We start from the raw sequence: 24,454 nt of genomic DNA, 5'->3' as shown, positions 1-24,454 counted from the left end.
TCGACCTGCCGTACCGCGCCACCGCTCTGCCCAGGAACGAGCCGTCCTCGCCGCCCCACCGGCGCGCGAGCCTCCGCAGGGAGTGACCCCGCAATGACGCGACACAAGCCCCGATCCTGGAGACGCCGCGCAGCGACCGCCGCGCTCGCCTCCACCCTCCTCGTGCTGGGCCTCCCGGCCGTCGGCGCCCACGCGGCCGGCGGACCTGACGCCGCGGCCGACGCCCCGAGCCGCGCCGGCAGCGCCCTGCGCGCGCACGCCGCGGCCAACGTCACCGACGGGGACGCGGACACCTACTGGCAGGCCGGGCAGAAGTCCGCCCAGTGGGTGCAGACCGACCTCGGACGCACCCGGCGGGTCCGCCAGGTCGTGCTGCGGCTGCCCGAGCGGTGGCAGACCCGCACCCAGACCCTCGCGCTCCAGGGCAGCGCCGACGGAAAGAGCTTCGCCACGCTCAAGCCGTCGGCGCCGTACGTCTTCAGCCCAGGCAACGCCAACACCGTGCGGATCTCCGTCCCCGCGACCCTCGCGCGGTACGTGCGGGCGGACTTCAGCGCCAACTCGGTCGCCGCCACCGCCCAGCTCGCAGAGATGCAGGTCCTCACCGGCGCCGCCGCGACCCCCAACCTCGCCCAGGGCAGACCCTTCAGCGAGAGCGGGCACGCCGACGTCTACGGCGCCGCCAACGCGGGCGACGGCGACAGGTCCACCTACTGGGAGAGCAAGAACAACGCCTTCCCGCAGTGGCTCCAGGTCGACCTCGGCTCCTCGGTCAAGGTCAACCAGGTGACGCTGCGGCTGCCCGCGGGCTGGCCGAGCCGCAGCCAGACCCTCAAGGTGCAGGGCTCCACCGACAACCAGAACTTCACCGATCTGACGGCGTCGAAGGCGTACACCTTCGACAGCGCCAACGACCAGTCGACGACCATCAGCCTCGACACCGTCACGACCCGGTACGTGCGGGTGCTGGTCACCGCCAACTCGGCCTGGCCGGCTGGGCAGTTGTCCGAGCTGGAGGTCTACGGTCCGGCGACCGGCGACACCCAGGCGCCGACCGCGCCGTCGAACCTCGCCTACACCGAACCGGCCACCGGGCAGATCAAGCTGACCTGGAGCGCCGCCACCGACGACACCGGGGTCACCGGCTACGACGTGTACGCCAACGGGCAGTTGCGGGCGAGCGTCGCCGGGAACGTGCTGACGTACACCGACACCCAGCCGGCCGGCGGTGACATCACGTACTTCGTGCGGGCCAAGGACGCGGCCGGCAACGTCTCCGCGAACAGCAACAGCGTCACCCGCAAGGGATCGGGCGGCGACACCCAGGCCCCCACGGCGCCCGGCAACCTCGCCTACACGCAGTCCGGCGCCGACGTGAAGCTCACCTGGCAGGCGTCGAGCGACAACGTCGGGGTCACCGGCTACGACGTGTACGCGGGCGACCAGCTCCTGAAGTCCGTCGCGGGCAATGTCACGACGTACACCGACACTCCGTCGGCGGCGGCCACGGTCACCTACACCGTGAAGGCGAGGGACGCGGCGGGCAACGTGTCGGTGGCGAGCAACAGCGTCACCCGGCCGGGATCGCCGACGGGCCCCGGCTCCAACCTCGCGCAGGGCAAGCCCATCACGGCCTCCTCGTACACCTTCACCTATGTCGCCGAGAACGCCAACGACGGTCTGACGAGCACCTATTGGGAGAGCGCGGGCGGCTCCTACCCGGCCACCCTCACCGCGAAGCTGGGTGCCAACGCCGACCTCGGCCAGGTCGTCGTGAAGCTGAACCCGGACGCGGCCTGGTCGACGCGCACGCAGAACATCCAGGTCCTCGGCCGCGACCAGGACGGCACGGCCTTCACCAGTCTCGTCGCGGCGAAGGACTACAGCTTCTCGCCCGCGTCGGGCAACACGGTGACCATCCCGGTCTCCGGCGCCGCCGCCGACGTCCAGCTGAAGTTCACCTCCAACTCGGGTGCCCCGGGCGCGCAGGTCGCCGAGTTCCAGGTGATCGGCACCCCGGCCGCCAACCCGGACCTCAGCGTCACCGGCATCACCAACTCGCCCGCCGCGCCGGTCGAGTCGGACGCCATCAGCCTCACCGCGACCGTCCGCAACGGCGGCAGCAAGCCGTCGAAGGCCACCGACCTGAACTTCACGCTCGGCGGCACGAAGGCGGCGACGGCGGACGTGCCGGCGCTCGCGGCCGGTGAGTCGAAGACGGTCACGGCGAGCATCGGGGCCCGGGACGCGGGCAGTTACCCGGTCGGCGCCGAGGTGGACCCGTCGAACAAGGTCATCGAGCAGAACGAGGCGAACAACACCTTCACCCGCTCCGACGCCCTCGTCGTCAAGCCCGTCTCCAGCTCCGACCTGCTGGCCGCGCCGGTGTCCTGGACCCCGTCCAGCGCCTCGGCCGGTGACGAGGTGAAGTTCTCCATCGCCCTCAAGAACCAGGGGACGGTCGCCTCGGCCGCCGGTGCCCACGGCGTCACCCTGACGGTCCAGGACTCCAAGGGCGCCACCGTCAAGACCCTCACCGGCTCCTACAGCGGGGCCATCGCCGCGGGCCAGACCACCGCGCCGGTCGCCCTCGGCTCGTGGACGGCCGTCAACGGCAAGTACACGATCAGGACGGTCATCGCCGACGACGCAAACGAACTGCCGGTCAAACGCGCCAACAACACCACCACGCAAGCCCTGTTCGTCGGCCGGGGCGCGGACATGCCGTACGACATGTACGAGGCCGAGGACGGCACGCTCGGCGGCGGCGCCAAGGTCGTCGGACCGAACAGGACCATCGGTGACGTCGCCGGTGAGGCGAGCGGCCGCAAGGCGGTCACCCTCTCCGCGACCGGCCAGTACGTCGAGTGGACCACCCGCGCGGCGACCAACACCCTGGTGACCCGCTTCTCGATCCCGGACGGCACCGACACCACGCTCGACGTCTACGTGGACGGCCAGTTCCTCAAGGCGATCGACCTCACCGCGAAGTACGCCTGGCTGTACGGCAGCGAGGCCTCGCCCGGCAACTCGCCCGGCTCCGGAGCCCCGCGCCACATCTACGACGAGGCCAGTCTGTCGCTCGGCAGGACCGTGCAGGCCGGCTCGAAGATCCGCCTCCAGAAGGACGCGGCCAACACCTCCACCTACGCCGTCGACTTCATCAACACCGAGCAGGCGACGGCGGTCGCGAACCCGGACCCGGCGGCCTACACGGTCCCGGCCGGTTTCGGCCACCAGGACGTGCAGAACGCGCTCGACAAGGTCCGTATGGACACCACGGGCAAGCTCGTCGGCGTCTACCTGCCCCCGGGCGACTACGAGACGTCCAGCAAGTTCCAGGTCTACGGGAAGGCCGTCAAGGTCGTCGGGGCCGGGCCGTGGTTCACCCGCTTCCACGCCCCCTCCTCGCAGGAGAACACCGACATCGGCTTCCGCGCCGAGGCCACCGCCAACGGCTCGACGTTCGCCGGGTTCGCCTACTTCGGCAACTACACGTCCCGGATCGACGGGCCGGGCAAGGTGTTCGACTTCTCCAACGTCTCCGGCATCACCATCGACGACATCTGGGTCGAGCACATGGTGTGCCTGTACTGGGGCGCCAACACCGACAGCATGACCATCAAGAACACCCGCATCCGGGACACGTTCGCCGACGGCGTCAACATGACGAACGGCTCCACCGACAACCACGTCGTCAACAACGACGCGCGGGCCACGGGCGACGACAGCTTCGCCCTGTTCTCGGCGATCGACGCGGGCGGCTCCGACGAGAAGAACAACCTCTACGAGAACCTGACCTCGACGCTCACCTGGCGCGCGGCCGGGGTCGCCGTCTACGGCGGCTACGACAACACCTTCCGCAACATCCGTATCGCCGACACCCTCGTCTACTCCGGCATCACCATCTCCTCGCTGGACTTCGGCTACCCGATGAACGGGTTCGGGACCGTGCCGACGACGATCGAGAACGTCTCCCTCGAGCGGACCGGCGGCCACTTCTGGGGCTCGCAGGTCTTCCCGGCGATCTGGGCGTTCTCCGCCTCGAAGGTCTTCCAGGGCATCCGGGTCAACGACGTCGACATCGACGACTCCACCTACGGAGGCGTGATGTTCCAGACCAACTACGTGGGGAGCCAGCCCCAGTTCCCGGTGAAGGACACGATCTTCACCGACATCTCCATCACCAACTCCAAGAAGAGCGGGGACGCGTTCGACGCCAAGTCCGGATTCGGCATCTGGGCCAACGAGTTGCCGGAACCCGGCCAGGGGCCGGCCGTCGGTGAGGCCACCTTCCGCAATCTGCGGATGAGCGGCAACGCCGAGGACATCCGCAACAGGACCAGCACCTTCAAGATCAACGTCGAGTAGGGCCCGACCGAACCGCGGGGCCGTCCTCTCCGAGGGCGGCCCCGCGCCGTGCTGTCCGGGCGCGGTGTCCGTCCCGCTCCGATCGGCTTCGCATGATTCGCGAGATCGCCGAAAGTTTCGATGTCAAAGGATCTACGAAATGATCTCGCGAAACGCGCTCCGCCGAATTGTTTCGACGATTCATCGATCCAACAGCCTTTGAGCTGCGTCTATTGGGCCCTCGTGTCATCTGCGGGTAACCGAAGGTTTCGCTCTCGGTGCCGAAACTGTTGACAGTTGATGTGCCCAGTTCAACACTGTCGAACGCCCGGACGCCGTCCGTCCGCCCCCGCGCGGGCCGGCGTGCCGTTCGGCTCCCGCACCCGCCCCACGAGGAGGACCCACCCCCATGGAGACGCTCGTCGAACCGAAGGGCCGCGGCAGCGGCCGTCTGCCGCAGCGCGTGCGAAGCGCCTGCACCATCGCCCTGATCGCCGTGGCGGCCCTGCTGCTGCCCGGTGTCGCCAACGCCGACACGGTCATCACGACGAACCAGACCGGCACCAACAACGGCTCCTACTACTCGTTCTGGACCGACGGCGGCGGTTCCGTCTCCATGAGCCTGGGAGCGGCCGGCAACTACGGCACCAACTGGAGCAACAGCGGCAACTTCGTGGCGGGCAAGGGCTGGAGTACCGGCGCCCGCCGCAACGTCAGCTACTCCGGCACCTTCAACCCGTCGGGCAACGCCTATCTGGCGCTCTACGGCTGGACCACCAACCCGCTCGTCGAGTACTACGTGGTCGACAACTGGGGCACCTACCGGCCCACCGGGACGTACAAGGGCACCGTCACCAGCGACGGCGGCACCTACGACATCTACCAGACGACCCGCGTCAACGCCCCCTCCATCGAGGGCACCCGCACCTTCAACCAGTACTGGAGCGTCCGGCAGTCGAAGCGGACCGGGGGGACCATCACCACGGGCAACCACTTCGACGCCTGGTCCCGCAACGGCATGAGCCTGGGCACCTTCAACTACCAGATCCTCGCCACCGAGGGCTACCAGAGCAGCGGCAACTCGAACATCACCGTGAGCGACTCGGGCACCGGCGGCGGAGGTGGCGGAGGTGGCGGCGGTGGTGGTACCGGCTGCACCGCGACCGTCACCGCGGGTCAGCAGTGGAGCGACCGGTACAACCTGAACGTCGCGGTGACCGGTTCGAGCAACTGGACCGTCACCATGAACGTGCCGTCACCGGAGAAGATCCTCTCCACCTGGAACATCGCGGCCACCTACCCGAGCGCGCAGGTCCTCACCGCGAAACCCAACGGGAACGGCAACAACTGGGGCGTCACCGTCCAGTCCAACGGCACCTGGACCTGGCCCACCGTCAGTTGCAGCGCGGCCTGACCACCGGCCCCGAGACAGTCAGAGAGGTCAGCATGCGCATCACATCCGGGCGGCCGCTGCGTGCCGCGCTCACCGCACTGACCGCCGTCGCGCTGACGGTGGCCGGACTGGTCGCCGTCGACGCCACGCCCTCGCAGGCCGCCACCTGCAACGGCTATGTCGGACTCACCTTCGACGACGGCCCCTCCAACGACCACACCCCGGCCGTGCTCAACGCCCTCAAGCAGAACGGGCTGCGGGCCACCATGTTCAACGAGGGCCAGTTCGCGGCCTCCTACCCGGCGCAGGTCCAGGCCGAGATCAACGCGGGCATGTGGGTCGGCAACCACAGCTACACCCACCCGCACCTGATCCAGCAGAGCCAGGCGCAGATCGACTCCGAGGTCTCGCGCACCCAGCAGGCCATCGCGAGCGCGGGCGGCGGCACGCCGAAACTGTTCCGCCCGCCCTACGGCGAGACCAACGCGACCCTGAAGTCGGTCGAGGCCAAGTACGGGCTCACCGAGGTCATCTGGGACGTCGACTCGCAGGACTGGAACGGCGCGAGCACCGACGCGATCGTCCAGGCGGTCGGCCGGCTCACCAGCGGGCAGGTCATCCTCATGCACGAGTGGCCGGCCAACACGCTCGCCGCGATCCCGCGCATCGCGCAGAACCTCACCTCCCGAGGTCTCTGCGCCGGGATGATCTCCCCGCAGACGGGCCGCGCGGTGGCACCCGACGGCACCGGCGGTGGCGGTGGCGGAGGTGGCGGCGGTGGTGGTACCGGCTGCACCGCGACCGTCACCGCGGGTCAGCAGTGGAGCGACCGGTACAACCTGAACGTCGCGGTGACCGGTTCGAGCAACTGGACCGTCACCATGAACGTGCCGTCACCGGAGAAGATCCTCTCCACCTGGAACATCGCGGCCACGTACCCGAGCGCGCAGGTCCTCACCGCGAAACCCAACGGGAACGGCAACAACTGGGGCGTCACCGTCCAGTCCAACGGCACCTGGACCTGGCCCACCGTCAGTTGCAGTCCGAGCTGAGCACCACCCGCAACACGAGGGCGCGGGGGCCACGGCCGCCGCGCCCCACCCGTGCTCCAGCGCGCGCCGCGTCACCTCAACGCCGTGACGGCGGGGCGCCGAGCGCGAGGTCGAGCGCCCGGGGCAGCCGCTCCGCGACGCCGTCGCCCAGCCGCTCGAACTCCCGCCTGAGGAAAGGCCCGGCCAGCCGCGCGAGACCGTGGAAGTCGATGCGCGCCCGGTAGGTCAACCGGGTCCGCCCGCCGTGCTCCTCGAAACTCAGGTCGTCGGTCGAGGTGGCCGTTCTGTTGCGCCCCACGAACGTGAGGCGGTCCGCCTCGAAGCGGACGAGCCGGTACCGCAGCTCCGTGCGGCGCCCGCGGAACTCCGACACGTTCCGCCACTCGGTCCCGACCGACGGCGCGCCGCCGCTGATCTGATCGCAGGTGACGGTGCCCGGGTCCCACTCCTCGGTGTGCGAGAAGTCCGCGAGATGGCGCACGACCTCAGCGAGCGGGTGGTCCAGGGTCAGGACACGCTCGACCTCGACCATCAATGCCTCCGTTGTTCGTCCCCCGACCTGCGGTCCCCGTGTCGGTACCGGTGATTCCGCCCGGGGACGGCCGGCGGATGCACCGCCGCGCCAGGAACCCCAAGATCACCGGGGCGACGGGCCGGCGGAGTCCACGGGACCGCCGCGCGTGGGCGACTCCATCGCCGTCGACAACCGGTCCGCGGCCCACCGCGGGCCGCGCTCCCGCACCCGCGCGGCCAGCGCGGCGAGCCGCCGCCCCGGGCCTTCCGTCGCCCCGGCCAGGGCCGCGGGGACGTCGGACGCCGACAGCGTGTTCGGATCGAGCACCACACCCGCGCCCGCGCGTTCCGCGTCCCGCGCGACGGCGAACTGATCGCTGGAGAACGGCAGCACCAGCGCCGGCACCCCCGCGCGCAGGCACTCGGTGAAGGAGTTGCCGCCGCCGTGGTGGACCATGGCGTCCGCGTGTTCGAGCAGCGCCCGCTGCGGCACCGACCGCGCCACCACGGAGCGGTCGCCCGCGAGATCGGCCAGCGCGTCGGCCCGGTCGCCCGCCGCGACGACGACGGACACGTCCCGCGCGCCCGCCAGCAGACCCCGGACGACGGTGCGCAGCACGTCGTCGCGGGCGGACAGGAACGTGCCGAACGCGACCAGGACCAGCCGGCCCCCGTGCGCCCGCAGCCGACCGAGCCGCCCGCCCCACTCGGCGTCGAGCCGCTCGGGCGGCGCCGCCATGTGACCGGCGAACAGCCGGAGCGGTCCGGCCGACGGAACCGGCAGCCACGGCAGCGCGGGGTAGCCGTGCACGACGGCGTGCGGCGAGGTGAGCGCGAAGGCCCGGCCGGGCGCCGGACGGGAGGGCGCGAACCGGCGGGCGAACGCCGTGAACAGCGCGGTGAAGTCCGCGTCGTTGCGTTCGACCGCCGCCCGCAGCTCCGTCAGCCCGCCCGGCTCGGGGCGCAGCGCGTCCGGCCAGGCCGACGGGAGACCGAAGAACGCGTCCGGTCCCGAGAGCACGTAGCTCGGGTGGCCGGGACAGAACGTCGCGTAGCGCAGGCCGAGACAGTGCAGGGCGAGGGTGACGGGATAGCTGAGCTGGTCGACGACGTACCAGTCGGGCCGCACCTCCAGGTCGACCGCGCGCAGTGCCTCCAGCACCCCTTCGGGATCCGCGAGCAGGTCCGCGTGCCGGTGCCTGGCCTGCGCCAGCAGCGCGGCGACGGCCCCTTCCCGGGTGGCGTCGAGGAACGCGCGCAGCCGCGCCGCCTCCTCGGCGTCCTGCCGGGTCGACTCGGCCACCCCGGTGTTCGCGTTGCGCGTCACGGACAGCGGGACGAAGCGAAGACCCGCCTCACGCGCCAGCGGCTCGAACGCCGGCGCGCACGCGAAGTGGACCTCGGCGCCGGACTCCCGCAGGGCACCGGCCAGCACCGACAGCGGGCGCGCGTGCGACAGGAACGGCGGACTGACGACCACGACACGCGGCATGAGAACCCTCCGGGCAGCGGCCTCCCGCCTTCGCCCGCGGAAGGGAACCCGCGCATGGTAGCCGCGCCCGACCCACCCACCGGGTCGGTCCGGCGACGACCGCCGCCGCACGGCACTTCTGGAGGCGCGGCTGACCGACGGTATGTGCGGAGGCGGGGGGCGTGCCGGGGGAGGGGCGGGCGGGCTCCGGGCCGCGGGGCCGGGGTGCGTCCGGCTGGCCGGTGTGCCGCGTGTCGGGTTCTCGGTGCGTCCGTTCGGCCGGTGTGGCGGGTGACCGGTTCCCGGGTGCGTCCGGTGGGCGGGGGTTTCGGGAATCACCCAGGTCGGATGCCGTTCCTGAGACAGGAGAACGTGTGGTTCCCGCCGCTTCCACCCGCCCCGGACCGAGCGGACGCCCCGGTGACCCGGCGAGCGCCGACGGCCCGGCGAGCGCCGACGGCCCGGCACGCGCCGACGACCCGGCACTTGCCGACGACCCCCTGGAGGCCGCCCGCGCCGTCTTCTTCGACGCCACGGCACGGACCGCACCCACCCCGGAGCACGTGGATCACGTGGACCACGTGGATCACGTGGACCACGAGCCGCCGGGGCGAGGCCCGGACGCGGCGGAGCGGCAGGCGGGACGGTGGCCGACCGCGCCGTCCGGCACGGCGGGACGGTCCTTCGTCGGGCCGGGAGAGCTGGCCGGCCTGCTGGAGGCCGAGTACGGACCCTGGCCCGGGACCCCGCGGTCCGAACCGGGACCCTCGCTCGGCCGCGTGGACGCCGCGGTCGCGGGCCTCCGCCGGGCGGCCAGGCTCGGCGTGCCCATGCCGCCCCAAGCCCTGCTCGCCCACCGCGACGGCGGCCCACGGCTGCGGTCCGCGGTGCGCGAACTCTGGCCCCGGGCGGTCCGCGGGTACGGCCGCGCGCACGCCGAGGCGCTGCTGCGCACCCTGCTCGCCCACCCGGCGGACGAACCCTCGGCCGGATTCCTGCTCGACCTCGCGGTCGCCGCCGCACTCCGCCCGCTGACCGCCGTCGAGACCGCCTCCCTCGCCAGGACCACCGACGACCGCGCCACACGTCACTCCGCGTGGCGCCACCTGCACCTCCTGCCCGGCGGCGTGGCCCTGCTGCCCGAGCCCTCGCGGGCCCTGGACGTCTACGAGCGGCTGCTGCTCGCGCCCCCGGCGCCCGTGCTCGGACCGTGGTCGGGTCGGCCGGGCCGCCTCGTCGTCCAGACGATGCTGCTCGGCGGGCTCGACACGCCGGGGCAGGGGCAGAGCGGCGGACTCTCCGTCCTCCTCGGCGGACTCGGCGACCGGCTGGCCGTCACCGACCGCGTCGCCGGCGTGATCACCGTCGTCACGGCCGGGCACGACGACCTGGCCGCCGACGCCGGGCTCGCCCACGAGCGGCAGCCGGGGCACTGGATCGTCAGACTCCCCGTGGACACCCCGGGACCCCCTGCGCCGACACACGAGCACCGGGCCACCCTCACCTGGTGGGCGGTCCGGCTGCTGGGCGGCGCCGCGCGCCCGCCGGACGTCGTGCACGTGCGGTACGCCGACGACGGCAGCCTGGCACTCGCCGACGCGGCCTGCGTCCTCGGCGCGGCGACGGTCTTCACCGCCACGCCCGACCCGCACCGTGGGCTGGCACGACAGTACGAGGACGGCGACCAGGGCGACCCCCGGACTGCGGAGACCCTCCGCGACGAACTGCACCGGGTGTTCGTCGCCGACCGGCTGGTCGCGCGGGCCGACACGGTCGTCGGGCTCCCCGGGCGCGGCGGCACCCGCGAACTCGTCCGGCACTTCCCCCGTCTGGCCCGGCTGAACGGCGGGACCGGACCCACCGCGCCGCCCGAGGGCATCCCGCCCTACCGGCCCGCGCCCGACGAGCACGTCCGACGGCGCGAGGCGCTGGCCGCGCTCTACCGGGGCGGTGGCCACCCCGACGCCCTCGACCCCGAGGACCGCGGCCTGCCCCTGCTGCTGACGGTGGGCAGGCTGCACCCGGTCAAACAGCAGGACCTCCTGGTCAGCGCCTGGCTGACGGCGGGCCTGTACCGCACCGGCACCCTGGTGCTGGTCGGCGGCGGACCGGGAGCCGGGACCGGCCCCGAGAGCGGGATCAGACGCCGGATCGCCGCCCTGCTCGCCGGTCGTCCGGAGGCCGCCGCGCGGCTCGCGCTGCTGCCCGCGCTGCCCAACACCGACGTCCGCCGCCTGCAACGCGCCCTCGCCCACCGGGCCCCGGGTGCCTCCACCTGGTACGTGTGCCCGAGCGCGAAGGAGGAGTTCGGGATCGCGGTCCTGGAGGCGATGGAGGCGGGGCTCGCGGTCGCCGGGCCCCGCCGCGGCGGCGTCGCTCACTATCTGCGCGACCAGGTCAACGGGGTCCTGATGGACACCTCGTCGGCGGCCGGCCTGACGGACGGCCTGCTGCGCCTGTCGGCCGTCTCCGACGACGACAGGCGACGGTACGCGGCCGAGGGCCGCAAGCTGGTGGCGCGGCGGTTCTCCGTCCGGCGCACGGCGGACGAACTGGCCGTCGTGTACAAGGACCTGCGCCACCGTGACCCCGCACGGCGACGAGCCGACCCGCCCCCGGACGAGCCGTAGCCCCGACAGACGGGACCGTGGCCAAACGACCCGAGCGGAAGGCCCTCCGTCCTCGGGGCACCGGGCGCGCGGCGGACTCGGCGGGCGCCGTCCGGGAAGCGGCGGTGCGGCCGGTCGGCTACGGGAAGGGGCCGTGGGCCTCGCCGAGGCTTCGGTCCCGCGGCAAGCGCTCCCCGGATCTCCGCCCCGGGCCCGCGCGGTCAGTCCTCGACGGCGGCCGGCAGGACCGGTAGCGCCCGCAGGGCCAGCGCCCAGCCCAGGCGGGTGTCCCCGTCGTCCGACGGCAGACCCGTCAGCTCGGCCACCCGGGCGATCCGGTTGAGGACCGTGTTGCGGTGGCAGTAGAGGGCGTCCGCCGTCCGTGGCGCGGAGCAGCCGACGTCGAGCCAGGCGCCGAGGGTCTGGAGGAGCGGACCCCGCTCGCTGCCCGCGCGCAGCACGGCACCGAGGTAGCGCTCGACGATGTGCCCGGCGATCTCGGGCCGGTCGCAGGCCAGCGCCTCGACGAGCCGCTCGTCGAGGAAGGCCGCCAGACCGCTGCCCGGGGTGAGCGTGCGCAGCGCCGACTCGGCCTGCCGCACCGCCCGGTGGGCCTGCGCCAGCTCCGCGAAGGGCTGGGAGATCCCGGCCGTCAGACCCGCCCCGGCCGCCAGCGCCTCGGGCACCTCGCCGGGGTCCGCGCCCCCGATCCTCACCACCCCCGCCAGCCGGTCGCCGCGCGGACGCCAGAACGACCAGAGCCCCACCGCGCTCAGCTGCGGCGCCGGGTTCGGCGGCGCCGTCGGGTCCTGGCCGGTCACCACGACGAGGTAGCGGTCCCTGACCGGCACCCCGAGCGCCGCCGCCGCGGCCTCCACGACCCCCGGCTGTCCGCCCCTGCCGTCGAGCAGCGCCTCGAACAGCGCGCCGCGCCGGGTGTCCTGGCTGCGCCGCATCTCCAACTGGGTCAGCCGGTACGCCTCCGCCATCAGCGACGAGTAGTGGTCGATGGTCTCCCACACCGCCCCGGCCATCTCCAGCGCGGTGTCCTGGTCCGGGGGAGTGGCCGGGCCCGCGGCCCTGGCGGTGCGCAGCCACTCCGTCATCGCCTGCCACATCACCCGGCCGCCGCGCCGGTACGCCTGAAGCACCGTCTCCAGCGGCACGCCCTGCTCGGCCCTGCGCCGCCCGGTCTCCCTGGCCGCCTGGCCGAAGTCGCCGCAGGTGGGCGGGAGTCCGCCGAAGTCCTCCAGCGCGCGCAGCAGGTTGTCCCGGCAGATCGACGTCAGGTCCGCCGTGCTGACCGGCCGCCCGGAGGCGTACGCGGGGCTGTGCGCGTGGATGTCGGCGACCACCCGGGCGGTCAGCGCGTCCAGCTCCGGCAGCAGCACCCGGGCGAGCGTCCCGCGCAGTTCTCCGTGACCGTCCTGATCCGCCATGCCCCCAGATTAGGCGACTGCCCCGTCCGCCGGCCGTCCGCGGGACCTGGTGCAGGGCCGTCGCCCACTCGGACACCCCGCCCGTTGGGCAACCGCACATGGTGTCCGAGGGGCCGATGCCCGAGCCTGAGCGTGTCCGCGTTGTTAACCGGCTGTTTCCGCTGTCTGCCCCTGGAGCGTCCATGCGTCTCGGCGTCGCCACCGTCCTCGCTGACTCCGCCTTCCGCCATCCCGACCGCACCGCCGTGGTCGAGGGCGAACTGCGGCTGACCTATCGGGAGTTGTGGGACGAGGCGGTGGCGTTCGCCGGGCGGCTCACGGCGGCGGGGGTGCGTCCTGGCGACCGGGTCGCGCTGCTCCTCGGCAACACCGCCGACTTCCCCCGCGCCTACTACGCCGTCGCCGCCGCCGGGGCCGTCGTGGTCCCGGTGCACGCGCTGCTGGTCGCCGACGAGGTGGCGTACGTCCTGCGGCACAGCGCGGCGGTCGCCGTGGTCAGCGGGGGCGCGCTGCGGCCGGTCGCCGAGGAGGCGGCACGGGCCGTCGGCGTCCCGGTCCTGGAGTGCGGCGCGGAGCCGGGTACGGGAGCTGCCAACGGCGTGGGCCCGATCCCCGATGCGGCTCCGCCCGTCGGCGGGCCGCGGGACGACGGCCGCAGCGGCGGCCTGACTGCCGCGCATCGCGTCCGCCCGTCCGCCGCTCACGGCATTCGCCCGTCCACCGCCCCCGGCGACCTCGCCGCCGTCCTCTACACCTCCGGCACCACGGGCCGCCCCAAAGGCGCCATGCTCACGCATCTGAACATCGTGCTGAACGCCACCGTCGTCGCCCGTGACCTGCTGGATCTGCGGCCCGACGACGTCGTCCTCGGCTGCCTCCCGCTGTTCCACAGCTACGGCCAGACCTGCGCGATGAACGCCGCCTTCCGGGCCGGCGCGACCCTCGTCCTCACCCCGCGCTTCACCGGGACGGGCGCCCTCGACCTGCTGGTCCGCGAACGGGTCACCGTCTTCATGGGCGTGCCGACGATGTACCACGCGCTGGTCGAGGCGGCCGACGCGGACGGTGGCCGCCCGGCCGCGCTGCGGGCCGCCGTCTCCGGTGGCGCCGCGCTGCCGGTGCCGCTCCTCGAACGGTTCGAGGAGGTGTTCGGCACCCCCGTCCTTGAGGGGTACGGGCTGACCGAGACCTCCCCGGTCGTGACGTTCAACCAGCCGGGCGCGCGCCGCGCCGGAACCGTCGGCCGGGAGATCTGGGGCGTGGCGGCGGCCATCGCCGACCCCGCCGTCGAGAACGAGGTCAGGCTGCTGCCCGACGGCGAGAGCGGCGAGATCGTGCTGCGCGGCCACCCGGTCTTCGCCGGCTACCTGGACGACCCCGAGGCGACCGCCGCGACCCTGGTCGACGGCTGGCTGCGGACCGGGGACATCGGCGTGCGTGACCCGGACGGACTGCTGCGCGTCGTCGACCGCAAGAAGGAACTGATCATCCGGGGCGGCTACAACGTCTACCCGCGCGAGGTCGAGGAGGTGCTGGCCAGGCACCCGGCCGTCGGACAGGTCGCCGTGCTCGGCGTCCCCGACGACGTCCGCGGCGAGGAGGTCGCCGTCGTGGTCGTGCGCGGGGCGGGCGCCGAGGTGAGCGCGGAGGAACTCGTCGGCTGGGCCAGGGAACGCCTCGGCCGCCACAAGTACCCGCGCCTGGTCCGCTTCCGCGCCGAACTGCCCCTCGGCCCGACCGGCAAAGTCCTCAAACGCGACCTGCTCAAGCTGTTCTGACCAGGACCCGCGACCCGCCACCCCCTCCGCGCGGGCCCTCGACGCCGCCCCGCCGCCTTCGACGACGGCCTGCCCGCCTGCCCCGGATCGCAACCGCCGTCTCCATCCTCCCGACCGCCGCCCCGGCTCGCAGCCGCCGTTTCCATCTTCCCGACCGCCGCCCCCCGGCCCCGGCTCGCACCCGTCGCCCTCGACGACGGCCTGCCCGCCCCGGCTCGCACCCGCCGCTCCCGCCTCCCGACCAGCCACCCCCCGCCCCGGTTCGCCCCGTCCCCGCTCCTCCTCGTTCCGCCGCACCCCGATCAGGAGAGATCCGTGCCGTTCCCCGTGCTCGCGCGCACCACCAGATCCGCCGGCCCCGATCCCGCCGTCGCCGCCTCCGTGCCGGGCCGCGCCGAGCAGGCCGGCTACTTCGCCGGCAACCTCGGCAACATCATGCTGTCCACCACGATCAGCTCCTTCCTGCTGATCTACCTGACCGATGTGATCGGCCTCGCCGCGGGCGCCGTCGGCGTGCTGCTGCTCGTGGTACGGATCGTGGACGCGGCGGTCGACCCGCTCGCCGGATACCTCCTCGACCACCTGCCCGAGACCCGCAAGGGCCGCTTCCGCAGCTATCTGACGGGCGGCGGGGTGATCGGCGCCGCCTCGTTCGCCGCGCTGTTCCTCGGGCCGGCGTGGCTGCCCGCCCCGCTCGCCTTCGCCTGGGTCCTGTACCTGCTGTGGGGCGTGGCGTTCCCGATGATGGACATCCCGCTCAACGCGCTGCTGCCCGCCATCACCGCCGACCCCCGCGCCCGCGGCCGACTGGCGGGCATCAAGGGGTTCACCTACCTTTTCGGCACCATGCTGGTCACGGCGATCACCCTGCCGATCGTGGACCTCTTCCCGTCGCAGCGCCTCGGCTGGCAGATCTACGTCGGCGGCCTTGCCGTCCTCTCGGCCTGTCTGACCGCGCTCGCCGCCCGCGGGGTGCGCGAACGCGTCCGGCCCCTGCGCGCCGACCGCTACACCCCCCGCGAACTGCTGCGGATCTTCGCCTCGGGCCGCACCGTGCCGGTGCTGCTCACCGCGAAGGTCGCCACCTCGGCGGCGACCGGCGCGCTCCTCGCGGCGATGCCCTTCTACTTCACCTACAACGTCGGCGACAAGAGCATGATCACCGTCGCCGCCCTCGTCATGACCGTCCCGATGATCGCGGGCAGCGCCACCGCCCCGCTGCTCGGCCGCCGCACCGGCCTGAAACCCGTGTACCTGGCCGCGCTCGCCATCAGCGCCGCGGGCGTCGGCATCGTCCTGCTCGCCCCCTACGACAGCATGGCGGCGATCCTGGGCGGCCTCGCCGTGGCCGGCCTCGGCCTCGGCATGGCACTGACCCTCAACTACGCGCTGCTGGCCGAGCTGACCGACTACGCCGAGTGGGCCCACGGCCACCGCGCCGAGGGCGGCCTCGCCTCGCTCGCGTCGTTCGCCGCGAAGGCCGGCGGCGGTCTCGGCGCCGGCCTGACCGCCTACCTGCTCAGCCGCTCCGGCTATGTCGCCGGCGCCGAACAGACCGCCACCGCCCTGGACGGCATCCGCTACGCGCAGGCCGCCGCGCCCCTCGCACTCGCCCTGATCGGCGCCCTCGTCTTCCTCGCCTACCCGCTCACCCCGCGCCTGGCCGCCCGCGTCGCCGCCGACCTCGCCGCCCGCCGCGCCACCGCCACCACCCCGCACTGAGGAGCAGCCATGACACCCGCCGCGTCGCACAGCCCCTGGCGGGGGCAGTGGATCTGGTCTGAGGACATCGCCCTCACCCCGCCGGGCCCCGGCCTGATGCTGGGGGCGCCCGACCCGGCCCGCTTCGACCGGCGGGTCCTGTTCCGCCGCTCGTTCGACCTGGCCGACGTCCCCGCTACCGCGCCCTTCCGGATCACCGCCGACTCCCGGTACGTCCTGTGGGTCAACGGCACCGAAGTGTCCAGGGGCCCGGTGCGGCACGGCCCGCGCGGCCTCACCTACGACACCGGGGACGCCGCCGCGGCGCTCAGGGCAGGCCGCAACACCGTGGCCGTACTGGCCCGTTTCTACGGCCACGCCACGCCCTGGTGGGAACCGTCGCCGTGGACCTACACCCTCGGCGGCGGCTGCCTGGTCGCCGAACTCCAGGTGGCGGACGACGAGTTCATCGCCACCGGCGCCGACTGGCAGTGCCACGACGGCGACGCCTGGACCCCGCAGCAGCCCCGCAGCGGCCTGTTCACCCAGCTCCCCGAGATCCTCGACGCCCGCCGCCTCGACCCCGACTGGCAGCGGCCCGACGCGACGGCACCGGCCCACGGATGGGCGCCGGTACGGGTGCTGGCCGCCCACGTGGTCGTCGGACCCGGCGGCGACGCCCGCCCGCCCTCCGAACCCTTCGGCGCGCTCACCCCGCGCCCGCTGCCGGCCCCCGCCCGGCACGACCGCGAACCCGTCACCTTCCGACAGGCCCAACTGGCCACCGCCGAGGGGGAGTCGGACGGCCTCTACGCCACTCTCGCGGCCGCGGTGACGGCGGTCGCCGACGCCGAACCCCGCCCGGCCGGCCCACCACTCGGCACCGAGGGACCGCCCGTCGTCCTGCTCGCCGACTTCGGCCGCGTCGTCCACGGCCGCCTGCGCTTCGCGGCGGACGCCGCCGAAGGCGCGCTGATCAGCGGCTCCCTCCTCGAACTGCCCACCAGGGCCGCCCTCGACAGCGCCAACGCCTTCCGCTACACCGCGCGCGGCCACGCCGACACCTTCGAGACCTCCGACCCCGTCGGCGGCCGCTACGCCCTGCTCGTGCTGCGCGGACCAGGACCGGTACGGCTGCGCTCCCTCACCGTCCGCGAGGAGCTGCGGTCCCGCCCGGACGGACCGTACTTCGCCTGCTCCGACGACGCCCTCAACACGATCCACCGCGTCGCCCTGCGCACCGTCGACCTGTGCGCCCACGACGCCTACGTGGACTGCCCGACCCGCGAACAGCGCGCCTGGACAGGGGACTTCGTCGTCAGCCAGTCCGTCGACCTGGTCACCAACCCCGACTGGAGCCTGGCCCGCCACCATCCCCGGCTCGCCGCCCAGCCACGCCAGGACGGACTGCTGCGCATGGTCTCCGCGGGCGACTTCGCCCAGGACCCGGTGCCGACCATCCCCGACTGGTCCCTGCACTGGATCCGCTCCGTCCACCACCTCTACCGCTACACCGGCGACCGCGACCTCGTCGCCGGACTCCTCGCCACCGCCGAACCCGTACTGCGCTGGTTCCTCCCGTTCCAGGGCCCCGACGGACTGCTGGCCGACGTCACCGGCTGGGTCCTGATCGACTGGTCGCCCGTCCAGGTCGCCGGGACCAGCGCCGCCCTCAACGCCCTGTGGGCGCGTGGCCTCGCCGACTTCGCGGAGATGGCCGAGTGGCTCGGCGACACCGGCCGCGCCCGCTGGGCCCGCGACCTCATCGCCCAAGTGGCCGCGGGCTTCGAGGGGTTCTGGGACGCGGGGCGCGGCGCCTACCGCGACCACCGCGTCGACGGCACGGTCCGCGAGGCCGTCAGCGAGCACACCCAGGCCGCCGCCGTCTGCGCCGGACTCGTACCGAAGGAGCGGTACCCGGCCGTCCGCGCGCTGCTGCTCGACCGCGCCGCCATGTTCACCAGCTCCCCGATGAGCCACCGCGGCAGCGACACCGGCGGCCCGCTCGCCACCGCCCCGGTCTCCACCCGCGACGCCCCCGACTGGGACACCGGCCGCCTCGTCGTCGGCGCCCAGCCCTTCTTCCGGTACGTCGTCCACGACGCGCTGGCCCTGCTCGGCGCCGCGGACCGGATCGAGCGGCTCTGCGGCGACTGGACCGCCCTGCTGGCCGAAGGACCGACCGCGTTCCGCGAGTGCTGGGAGGGCGGGTCCTCCTGCCACGGCTGGTCCGCCACCCCCGGCCGTGATCTGCTGGTCCACACACTCGGCGTCACCCCGGCCGAACCCGGGTACACCGCCGTGCGGATCGCGCCCGCACTCGGCACCCTCAGCTGGGCGCGCGGCGCCGTACCCACCCCGCACGGCCTGGTCCACGTCGAGGTGAACGGCGACCGCCTGCACGTCGAGGCGCCCGTCCCCGTCGTCGTCGACCACCCCGACGCCACCACCACCCGGCACCGGCCAGGCACCTTCGACACCACCCTTCGACACCCGTGAGGAACGGCATGCACCCGGACCCCGAAGTCAGCACCGAACACGGCCGGGTGCGCGGCCGCGCCGAACACGGCGTCGCCGTCTTCCGCGGCATCCCGTACGCCGCCCCGCCGTTCGGACCGCACCGCTTTTGCGCCCCCGCCCCGCCACCCGCCTGGGACGGCGTCCGCGACGCCACCGCGTTCGGCCCCACCGCCCCCAAACCCCCCTACCCCGCACCCCTCGACACCCTGCTGCCCGACCCCGCCGTCCCCGGCGACGACTGCCTCAACCTCAACGTCTGGACCCCGGACCCCGGCGGCGCCGGCCTGCCGGTGATGGTGTGGATCCACGGCGGCTCCCTGCGCCACGGCTCCTCGGCCGTCCCCACCTACGACGGCACCGCCTTCGCCCGCGACGGCGTCGTCCTCGTCTCGCTCAACTACCGCCTCGGCATCGAGGGGTTCGGCTGGTTCCCCGACGCCCCCGCCAACCTCGGACTGCGCGACCAGCTCGCCGCACTGGAGTGGGTACGGCGCAACATCGCGGCGTTCGGCGGCGACCCCGACCAGGTCACCGTCTTCGGCGAGTCGGCCGGCGCCATCTCCCTCGCCGGGCTGCTCGCCTCCCCGCTCTCCGCGGGGCTGATGCGGCGGGCCGTGCTCCAGAGCGGCGCCCCCACCGCCGTCCCGCTCGACCGGGCCGACCGCACCACCCGGCGGATCGCCGCCCGGCTCGGTGTACCGGCCACCGTGGCCGCCTTCGCCGCCGCCGACCGGGACCGGCTGCTGCGCGCCCAGGCCGAGGCCACCGGCGGCAGCCCGCTCTCCGACGGCGCGGGCTTCGACCTCGTCGTGGACGGCGAGGTGCTCCCCGAGGACCCCGCCACCGCCCTCATGGCCGGCAAGGGCGCGGACATCGACCTGCTCATGGGCACCACCACCGACGAGTACCGCCTCTGGTTCGTGCCCGACGGCACGGTGGACCGGATCGGGCCGCTCACCCAGCGCCTGGCCCTCGCCCGCTTCCGCGTCCCGCGCCGGGCCGCCGCCGTCTACCGAAAGGGACGCCCCGGCGCGACCCCGGGCGAGGTGCTGGGCGCCCTCGCCACCGACCTGCTGCTGCGGGTCCCGCTCGGCCGCCTCGCCGACGCCCGCGCCGCCCGCGCGGAGAGCGCGGGCACCTACCAGTACGAGTTCGCCTGGCCTTCCCCCGTCGGCGGACTCGGCGCCTGCCACGCCCTGGAGATCGGCTTCGTCTTCGACACCCTGCGCGACCCGGCCACCGCCGCCCTCGCGGGCCCGGACGCGCCGCAGTCCCTCGCCGACACGATGCACGCCGACTGGATCCGCTTCGCCACCACCGGCGCCCCCGGCTGGCCCACCTGGAACCAGGACCGCCCGGTCATGACGTACGGCCCGGAGACATCCGCGGTGGTGAGAGCACCGCGCGACGCGGAACGGAGGGCTTGGGAGCGGTGAGAGGGGGATGCGAGGGGCCGGCCTTCGTGGTCACGGGCTGCACTCGACATGCGACCCCCGTCCCTCGCGTTCCCCAGCACCTCGTGCGACGCGCCGTCGGGAAGGGCTACGCCGCCTCCTCCCGAGGGCGGGACACGTACAGGGCGGTGTGGAAGTAGCCCTCGGTCTCCTTGCCGCGCGGGTCCTCTCCCGTCGAGGTCACCGCCTCCACGGCGTACCGCTGCTCGGCCGCGTCGGTGAACCGGCGCTGTCGGTAGGTGCGGTCCGTGTCCTTCTCCGTGACCAGCCCGTGCGCCAGCAGACACGACATGAGGGGCCGGTAGGAGCCCGTCCGCAGGACGAACGCCGCCACCCACGGCGCCGGTTCGGCGGCCGACACGAGCGGTTCGAAGGTGCGCGGGGAGAGGAAGCTCACCCCGCCGGTGACCGTGATGAGCCGTATGTCCCGGGCCGCGCGCCGCAACTCCAGCGAGGGCGCGGCGGTTTCGAGGTTCTCCGCGAACGCCTCGTCGAGGAGACCGACCGCGACCGCGTACGTGAGGGCGGGCTCCGACACGTCGAGGCCGGTCACCGGCAGCGCGTCACGGCGCCGGTGGGCCTGGTAGAACGCGCGGTCCCAGTCGACGAGTTCGGCGGTGGTGAGCGCCTCGGCGCGCGGCGAGGTGTAGTGCGCGTACAGGTCGTCCCACGTGAGGTCGTGGTTGAGGAGCGCCGCGTTGATGCCGTAGGAACAGCAGATGTCCAGCACCCCGGCGGGAGCGCCGAGCCGGGCGGTCCGCTCGGCGGCCAGCCGCCGGAAGACCTTCTGCGCGTGATGCGGGGTCCGGTAACCCCACGCGCCGAGCACCCGGAAGTAGGCGCGCGGGTCCGGCTGTTCGTAGAGGTCGTCGAACGGGGTCCGCCCGGCGTTCCCCGGCTGCCCGCCGCCGGTGCCGTCGTCGCCCTCGGCGCTCGCCGCGCCGCCCGTCCGCCGTGCCCCGCTGATGTCCATGCCGCTCGTTCCCCTCGTCCGGCGGACCGTCGTCCCCGACAGTCTGTGACCGTTGGCGGCGACGGAACACACCACGGGGACGAAACCGGCCAGCAGCGCGCGGCCGAGGGGTCCTGCCTCACCGGCCGGTCAACTCGGCTCGCCTCCCTCTCACTTGGCTGCCGCGACCTCCTCGTTCCACGCCACGCATCGGCTGCGCTGGCGGCCCAGACCCTCGATCTCCAGCTCCACCGTGTCGCCCTCGGACAGATAGGGGAAGCGGCCGGAGAGCGCCACCCCCTCCGGAGTGCCGGTGTTGATGATGTCGCCCGGCTCCAGGGTCAGGAACTGGGAGAGATGGCGGATCAGTTCGGCCACCGGGAAGATCATGTCGGCGGTGGTGGAGTCCTGACGCGCCTCGCCGTTGACCCATGAGCGCAGCGTGAGGTTCTGCGGGTCAGGGATCTCGTCCGGGGTGACCAGCCACGGACCCAGCGGGTTGAACGTCTCGCAGCTCTTGCCCTTCGACCACTGGCCCCCGGAGCGCTCCAACTGGAAGGCCCGCTCGGAGACATCGTCGCTGAGCGCGTACCCCGCCACATGGTCGAGCGGGTCGTCGTCCGGCCCGAGATAGCGGGCGGTGCGGCCGATCACGACGGCGAGTTCGACCTCCCAGTCGGTGCGCCGCGCGCCGCGCGGGATGCGGATCTCGTCCGTCGGGCCGACCACGGTGCTGGGCCCCTTGTAGAAGAGGATCGGTTCGGCGGGCGGCGCGCTGCCCGACTCGGCCGCGTGGGCCGCGTAGTTCTGGCCGACGCACAGCAGCGCGCCGGGCCGGGCGACGGGGGCGCCGATCCGTTCGCCGCTGATGCCGGTGGCGGGCAGGTCGCCCGCGGCCAGGGCGTCGGCGGTGCGGGCGATGCCGTCGGCGGCGAGGAACGCCGGTCCGATGTCGTCGGTGAGCGGGGACAGGTCGAAGCAGCCGCCCTCCGGGGTGCGGACCACGGGACGCTCCTGGCCGGGGCGGCCCACTCTCAACAGACGCATGTCTACAGCTCCGTTCGGGGATGAGGATGAGGGGTGGACGCTTCCACGGCGGACGCCTCCGCGGCGGACGCTTCCACGGCGGACGCCTCCGCCGACTCCACCCGGTCGAGGGCCTGCGCGCCCACACCGTGCAGCAGCGGCCGTCCGGCCGTGAAGCGTTCGATCTCCGCCACCGTGCTCTCGCCCAGCGCCAGCCGGCCCTGCACGGTCGCCGCCGCCTGATGGGGCGTCAGCAGCACGTTGGGCAGGGACCGGAGAGGATGGCCGAGCGGCAGCGGCTCCGCGTCGTACACGTCGAGCGCCGCGTCGATGCGGCCGGTGCGCACCTCGGCGATCAGGGCGTCCTCGTCGACGAGCCAGGAGCGCGCGGTGTTCACCAGCGCCGCCCCGTCGGCGAGGAGCGCCAGTTCACGCCGGCCCAGCAGATGCCGGGTCTCCGGCAGGGCGGGGGCGTGCACCGCCACCACCCGGCTCTCGGCCAGCAGCACGTCCAAGGAGACCTGGCGGACGCCGAGTTCGGCCGCGTCCGCCGCCGTGAGGTACGGGTCGTACACGCTCACCCGGGCGCCGAGGGCGCGGGCCAGCGCGAGATAGGCGCGGCCGGTGCGGGAGGCGCCGATCACCCCGACCGGGCAGTCCAGGATCTCGTGGCGGGGCGGCGCCACCGACGCCGTCTCCCAGTCCAGGCCGCTGCGCAGCGCGTGGTCGAACCGGTGCACCCGGTGCAGCAGGGCCAGCGTGAAGGCGAGCGCGACCTCCGCGACCGGCCGCGCCATCGCCGCCCCCGCCTGGGTCACCCGCACCCCCCGCGCGAACAGCTCGGCCCCCAGGTAGGGGCTGACCGCCCCGCCGGTGTGCGCGACCAGCTCCAACCGGTCGCCGGCGGCCAGGAGTTCACCGTCGATCCGGGCCGTGCCCCACCCGGTGACCAGGACCCGGGCGCCCGGCAGCGCGGCGGCCAGCGCGCCGCGGTCGCTGTGCGCGTCGACCACGGTGACGTCGGCCACCGCGCGCAGCCGCTCCCACACGCCGGGTGCGAACAGCTCGCGGCGCAGCGCGGCCGGCAGCGCCACCACGGTGCGCGGCGGCCCGCCGGGGCGGTCAGCGGAGCCAGTCATCGAGATGCTCCGCCACGAACGCGTCGTCGGTGACCCAGGGATGGGCCACGCAGACCCGGGTGAGTTCCTCCGCCTGCCCGGGGGAGAGCTGCTCCGCCGGGTCGAGGCACCAGGTCCCGGCGAGCAGCCCCTGCCGGCGCAGCACCTCGTGCACTCCGGGGACGCAGCCGCGGAAGGCGCCCCGCACGTCGAAGACGGCCGCGTTGGCCTCGGTGAGCTGCGGGGCCCGGCGCAGCAGGTCCACGGTGAGGGCGTGGTCGCCCGCGCGTGCCCGCCGCACCTCCGCGAGGAGCGCCACCGCGGTCCTGGTCCACACCGCCCACTGGCCAAGCAATCCGCCCGCGAACCAGCGCAGTTCGCCGCCGTCGCCGCCGGTCCGGTACGGGGTGAGCAGGTCGGTGAGGATGGCGTCGTCGTTGCCGGTGTACAGGGCGACGTCCCCCGCCCGGTCGGAGCGGGCGATCGCGTCGATGACCTCGGCGGTGCGGTACCGGTCGAAGGGCGCCGTCTTGACGGCCACGACGGAGGGGATGTCCGCGAGGCGGCTCCAGAACGACGGGGACAGATAGCGTCCGCCGACCGCCTCCTGGAGGTAGAAGCCGATGACCGGCAGGACCTCGCCGACGGCGCGGGCCCGCTCCAGGAGCCCCGCCTCGTCGGCGCCCGGCACCTGGGGGCTCAACAGCACCGCGTCGTAGCCGAGTTCGGCGGCGAGTTCGGCCTCGGCGACGGCCTGCGCGGTGTATCCGCAGGCCCCGGCGATCCGCAGGACGGGCCGGTCCGCCTCCCGTTCGACGGTCTCGGCGGCGAGTTCGAGGACCGGCCGCAGCAGCCCGACGGACGGCTCGCGGATCTCGAACTGGGTGGTGTGCACGCCGACCGCGACACCGCCCGCCCCGGACGCCAGGTAGTAGCGGGTCAGGGCGCGTTGCCGGCGTTCGTCGAGGCGCCTGCCCGCGTCGAGGACCAGCGGGTGGGCGGGGATCACGGTGCCCTCGGCGAGCAGCCCGAGGGGGTCGACGGCCGCCGCGGGGGCCGGTGCGGGGTGGGTCACGGC

At 73.8% G+C, this 24,454-nt stretch carries 15 protein-coding genes; 8 read left to right on the top strand and 7 right to left on the bottom strand.

Annotated elements, in window-relative coordinates; genetic code table 11:
• Positions 1-93 precede the first annotated feature (93 nt).
• From DDJ31_RS00835 to DDJ31_RS00825, 3 genes are all read left to right on the top strand, one after another.
• On the top strand, positions 94-4,371 hold the full coding sequence (locus tag DDJ31_RS00835) for a discoidin domain-containing protein (protein WP_127182238.1): 4,278 nt from the start codon (positions 94-96) through the stop codon (positions 4,369-4,371).
• Positions 4,372-4,759: 388 nt separating this feature from the next.
• Positions 4,760-5,764 carry a glycoside hydrolase family 11 protein gene (locus tag DDJ31_RS00830; protein ID WP_127182239.1) on the top strand — a complete coding sequence of 335 codons (1,005 nt, stop codon included), beginning with the start codon at positions 4,760-4,762 and terminating at the stop codon, positions 5,762-5,764.
• Between the two features lie 32 nt (positions 5,765-5,796).
• Positions 5,797-6,795, top strand: coding sequence for a polysaccharide deacetylase family protein (locus DDJ31_RS00825; RefSeq protein ID WP_127182240.1), 999 nt, complete (start codon positions 5,797-5,799; stop codon positions 6,793-6,795).
• A gap of 76 nt (positions 6,796-6,871) precedes the next feature.
• Here DDJ31_RS00825 and DDJ31_RS00820 read toward each other — a convergent pair whose 3' ends face one another.
• Both DDJ31_RS00820 and DDJ31_RS00815 read right to left on the bottom strand, forming a co-directional pair.
• Positions 6,872-7,327 (bottom strand): SRPBCC family protein, encoded by a 456-nt coding sequence (locus DDJ31_RS00820; RefSeq protein ID WP_127182241.1) that lies wholly within the window; start codon positions 7,325-7,327, stop codon positions 6,872-6,874.
• A gap of 105 nt (positions 7,328-7,432) precedes the next feature.
• Entirely contained in the window at positions 7,433-8,800 is a 1,368-nt protein-coding gene (locus DDJ31_RS00815; protein ID WP_127182242.1) for a glycosyltransferase, read from the bottom strand.
• 353 nt (positions 8,801-9,153) lie between these two features.
• On the opposite strand from DDJ31_RS00815, the gene DDJ31_RS00810 reads away from it, so the two are divergent.
• Entirely contained in the window at positions 9,154-11,409 is a 2,256-nt protein-coding gene (locus DDJ31_RS00810; RefSeq protein ID WP_127182243.1) for a glycosyltransferase, read from the top strand.
• Positions 11,410-11,609: 200 nt separating this feature from the next.
• Here DDJ31_RS00810 and DDJ31_RS00805 read toward each other — a convergent pair whose 3' ends face one another.
• On the bottom strand, positions 11,610-12,827 hold the full coding sequence (locus tag DDJ31_RS00805) for a PucR family transcriptional regulator (protein ID WP_127182244.1): 1,218 nt from the start codon (positions 12,825-12,827) through the stop codon (positions 11,610-11,612).
• 182 nt (positions 12,828-13,009) lie between these two features.
• On the opposite strand from DDJ31_RS00805, the gene DDJ31_RS00800 reads away from it, so the two are divergent.
• The 4 genes from DDJ31_RS00800 (at position 13,010) to DDJ31_RS00785 (ending at position 20,262) form a co-directional block, all read left to right on the top strand.
• Positions 13,010-14,605, top strand: coding sequence for an AMP-binding protein (locus DDJ31_RS00800; RefSeq protein ID WP_127182245.1), 1,596 nt, complete (start codon positions 13,010-13,012; stop codon positions 14,603-14,605).
• A 315-nt stretch (positions 14,606-14,920) separates the two neighbouring features.
• On the top strand, positions 14,921-16,327 hold the full coding sequence (locus DDJ31_RS00795; protein ID WP_127182246.1) for an MFS transporter: 1,407 nt from the start codon (positions 14,921-14,923) through the stop codon (positions 16,325-16,327).
• 9 nt (positions 16,328-16,336) lie between these two features.
• Positions 16,337-18,805: an alpha-L-rhamnosidase C-terminal domain-containing protein gene (locus tag DDJ31_RS00790; protein ID WP_127182247.1), complete on the top strand. Its 2,469-nt coding sequence runs from the start codon at positions 16,337-16,339 to the stop codon at positions 18,803-18,805.
• An 8-nt stretch (positions 18,806-18,813) separates the two neighbouring features.
• Complete coding sequence (locus DDJ31_RS00785) at positions 18,814-20,262, top strand: carboxylesterase/lipase family protein (RefSeq protein ID WP_127182248.1); 1,449 nt, start codon at positions 18,814-18,816, stop codon at positions 20,260-20,262.
• Between the two features lie 106 nt (positions 20,263-20,368).
• Here DDJ31_RS00785 and DDJ31_RS00780 read toward each other — a convergent pair whose 3' ends face one another.
• The 4 genes from DDJ31_RS00780 to DDJ31_RS00765 form a co-directional block, all read right to left on the bottom strand.
• Positions 20,369-21,253, bottom strand: coding sequence for a hypothetical protein (locus DDJ31_RS00780; protein ID WP_240678334.1), 885 nt, complete (start codon positions 21,251-21,253; stop codon positions 20,369-20,371).
• Between the two features lie 150 nt (positions 21,254-21,403).
• Positions 21,404-22,279, bottom strand: a complete 876-nt coding sequence (locus DDJ31_RS00775; RefSeq protein ID WP_127182249.1) for a fumarylacetoacetate hydrolase family protein — start codon at positions 22,277-22,279, stop codon at positions 21,404-21,406.
• Positions 22,280-22,281: 2 nt separating this feature from the next.
• Positions 22,282-23,397 carry a hydroxyacid dehydrogenase gene (locus tag DDJ31_RS00770; protein ID WP_127182250.1) on the bottom strand — a complete coding sequence of 372 codons (1,116 nt, stop codon included), beginning with the start codon at positions 23,395-23,397 and terminating at the stop codon, positions 22,282-22,284.
• A complete protein-coding gene (locus DDJ31_RS00765; RefSeq protein ID WP_127182251.1) occupies positions 23,381-24,451 on the bottom strand; it encodes a dihydrodipicolinate synthase family protein in 1,071 nt (356 codons plus the stop codon). Before DDJ31_RS00765 ends, DDJ31_RS00770 begins: the two co-directional genes overlap by 17 nt.
• Positions 24,452-24,454 lie beyond the last annotated feature (3 nt).

The sequence above is a fragment of the Streptomyces griseoviridis genome, from assembly GCF_005222485.1.
In the GTDB taxonomy this organism is placed as follows: Bacteria; Actinomycetota; Actinomycetes; order Streptomycetales; family Streptomycetaceae; genus Streptomyces; species Streptomyces hintoniae.
This window is presented reverse-complemented; position numbering and strand designations above follow the sequence as displayed.

What these genes read in the sequence shown, in the direction of transcription:
- DDJ31_RS00770 (WP_127182250.1), bottom strand. Translation starts at nt 23,397, where the DNA reads ATGACTGGCTCCGCTGACCGCCCCGGCGGGCCGCCGCGCACCGTGGTG.
- DDJ31_RS00775 (WP_127182249.1), bottom strand. Translation starts at nt 22,279, where the DNA reads ATGCGTCTGTTGAGAGTGGGCCGCCCCGGCCAGGAGCGTCCCGTGGTC.
- DDJ31_RS00790 (WP_127182247.1), top strand. Translation starts at nt 16,337, where the DNA reads ATGACACCCGCCGCGTCGCACAGCCCCTGGCGGGGGCAGTGGATCTGG.
- DDJ31_RS00815 (WP_127182242.1), bottom strand. Translation starts at nt 8,800, where the DNA reads ATGCCGCGTGTCGTGGTCGTCAGTCCGCCGTTCCTGTCGCACGCGCGC.
- DDJ31_RS00785 (WP_127182248.1), top strand. Translation starts at nt 18,814, where the DNA reads ATGCACCCGGACCCCGAAGTCAGCACCGAACACGGCCGGGTGCGCGGC.
- DDJ31_RS00835 (WP_127182238.1), top strand. Translation starts at nt 94, where the DNA reads ATGACGCGACACAAGCCCCGATCCTGGAGACGCCGCGCAGCGACCGCC.
- DDJ31_RS00830 (WP_127182239.1), top strand. Translation starts at nt 4,760, where the DNA reads ATGGAGACGCTCGTCGAACCGAAGGGCCGCGGCAGCGGCCGTCTGCCG.
- DDJ31_RS00825 (WP_127182240.1), top strand. Translation starts at nt 5,797, where the DNA reads ATGCGCATCACATCCGGGCGGCCGCTGCGTGCCGCGCTCACCGCACTG.
- DDJ31_RS00805 (WP_127182244.1), bottom strand. Translation starts at nt 12,827, where the DNA reads ATGGCGGATCAGGACGGTCACGGAGAACTGCGCGGGACGCTCGCCCGG.
- DDJ31_RS00800 (WP_127182245.1), top strand. Translation starts at nt 13,010, where the DNA reads ATGCGTCTCGGCGTCGCCACCGTCCTCGCTGACTCCGCCTTCCGCCAT.
- DDJ31_RS00820 (WP_127182241.1), bottom strand. Translation starts at nt 7,327, where the DNA reads ATGGTCGAGGTCGAGCGTGTCCTGACCCTGGACCACCCGCTCGCTGAG.
- DDJ31_RS00780 (WP_240678334.1), bottom strand. Translation starts at nt 21,253, where the DNA reads ATGGACATCAGCGGGGCACGGCGGACGGGCGGCGCGGCGAGCGCCGAG.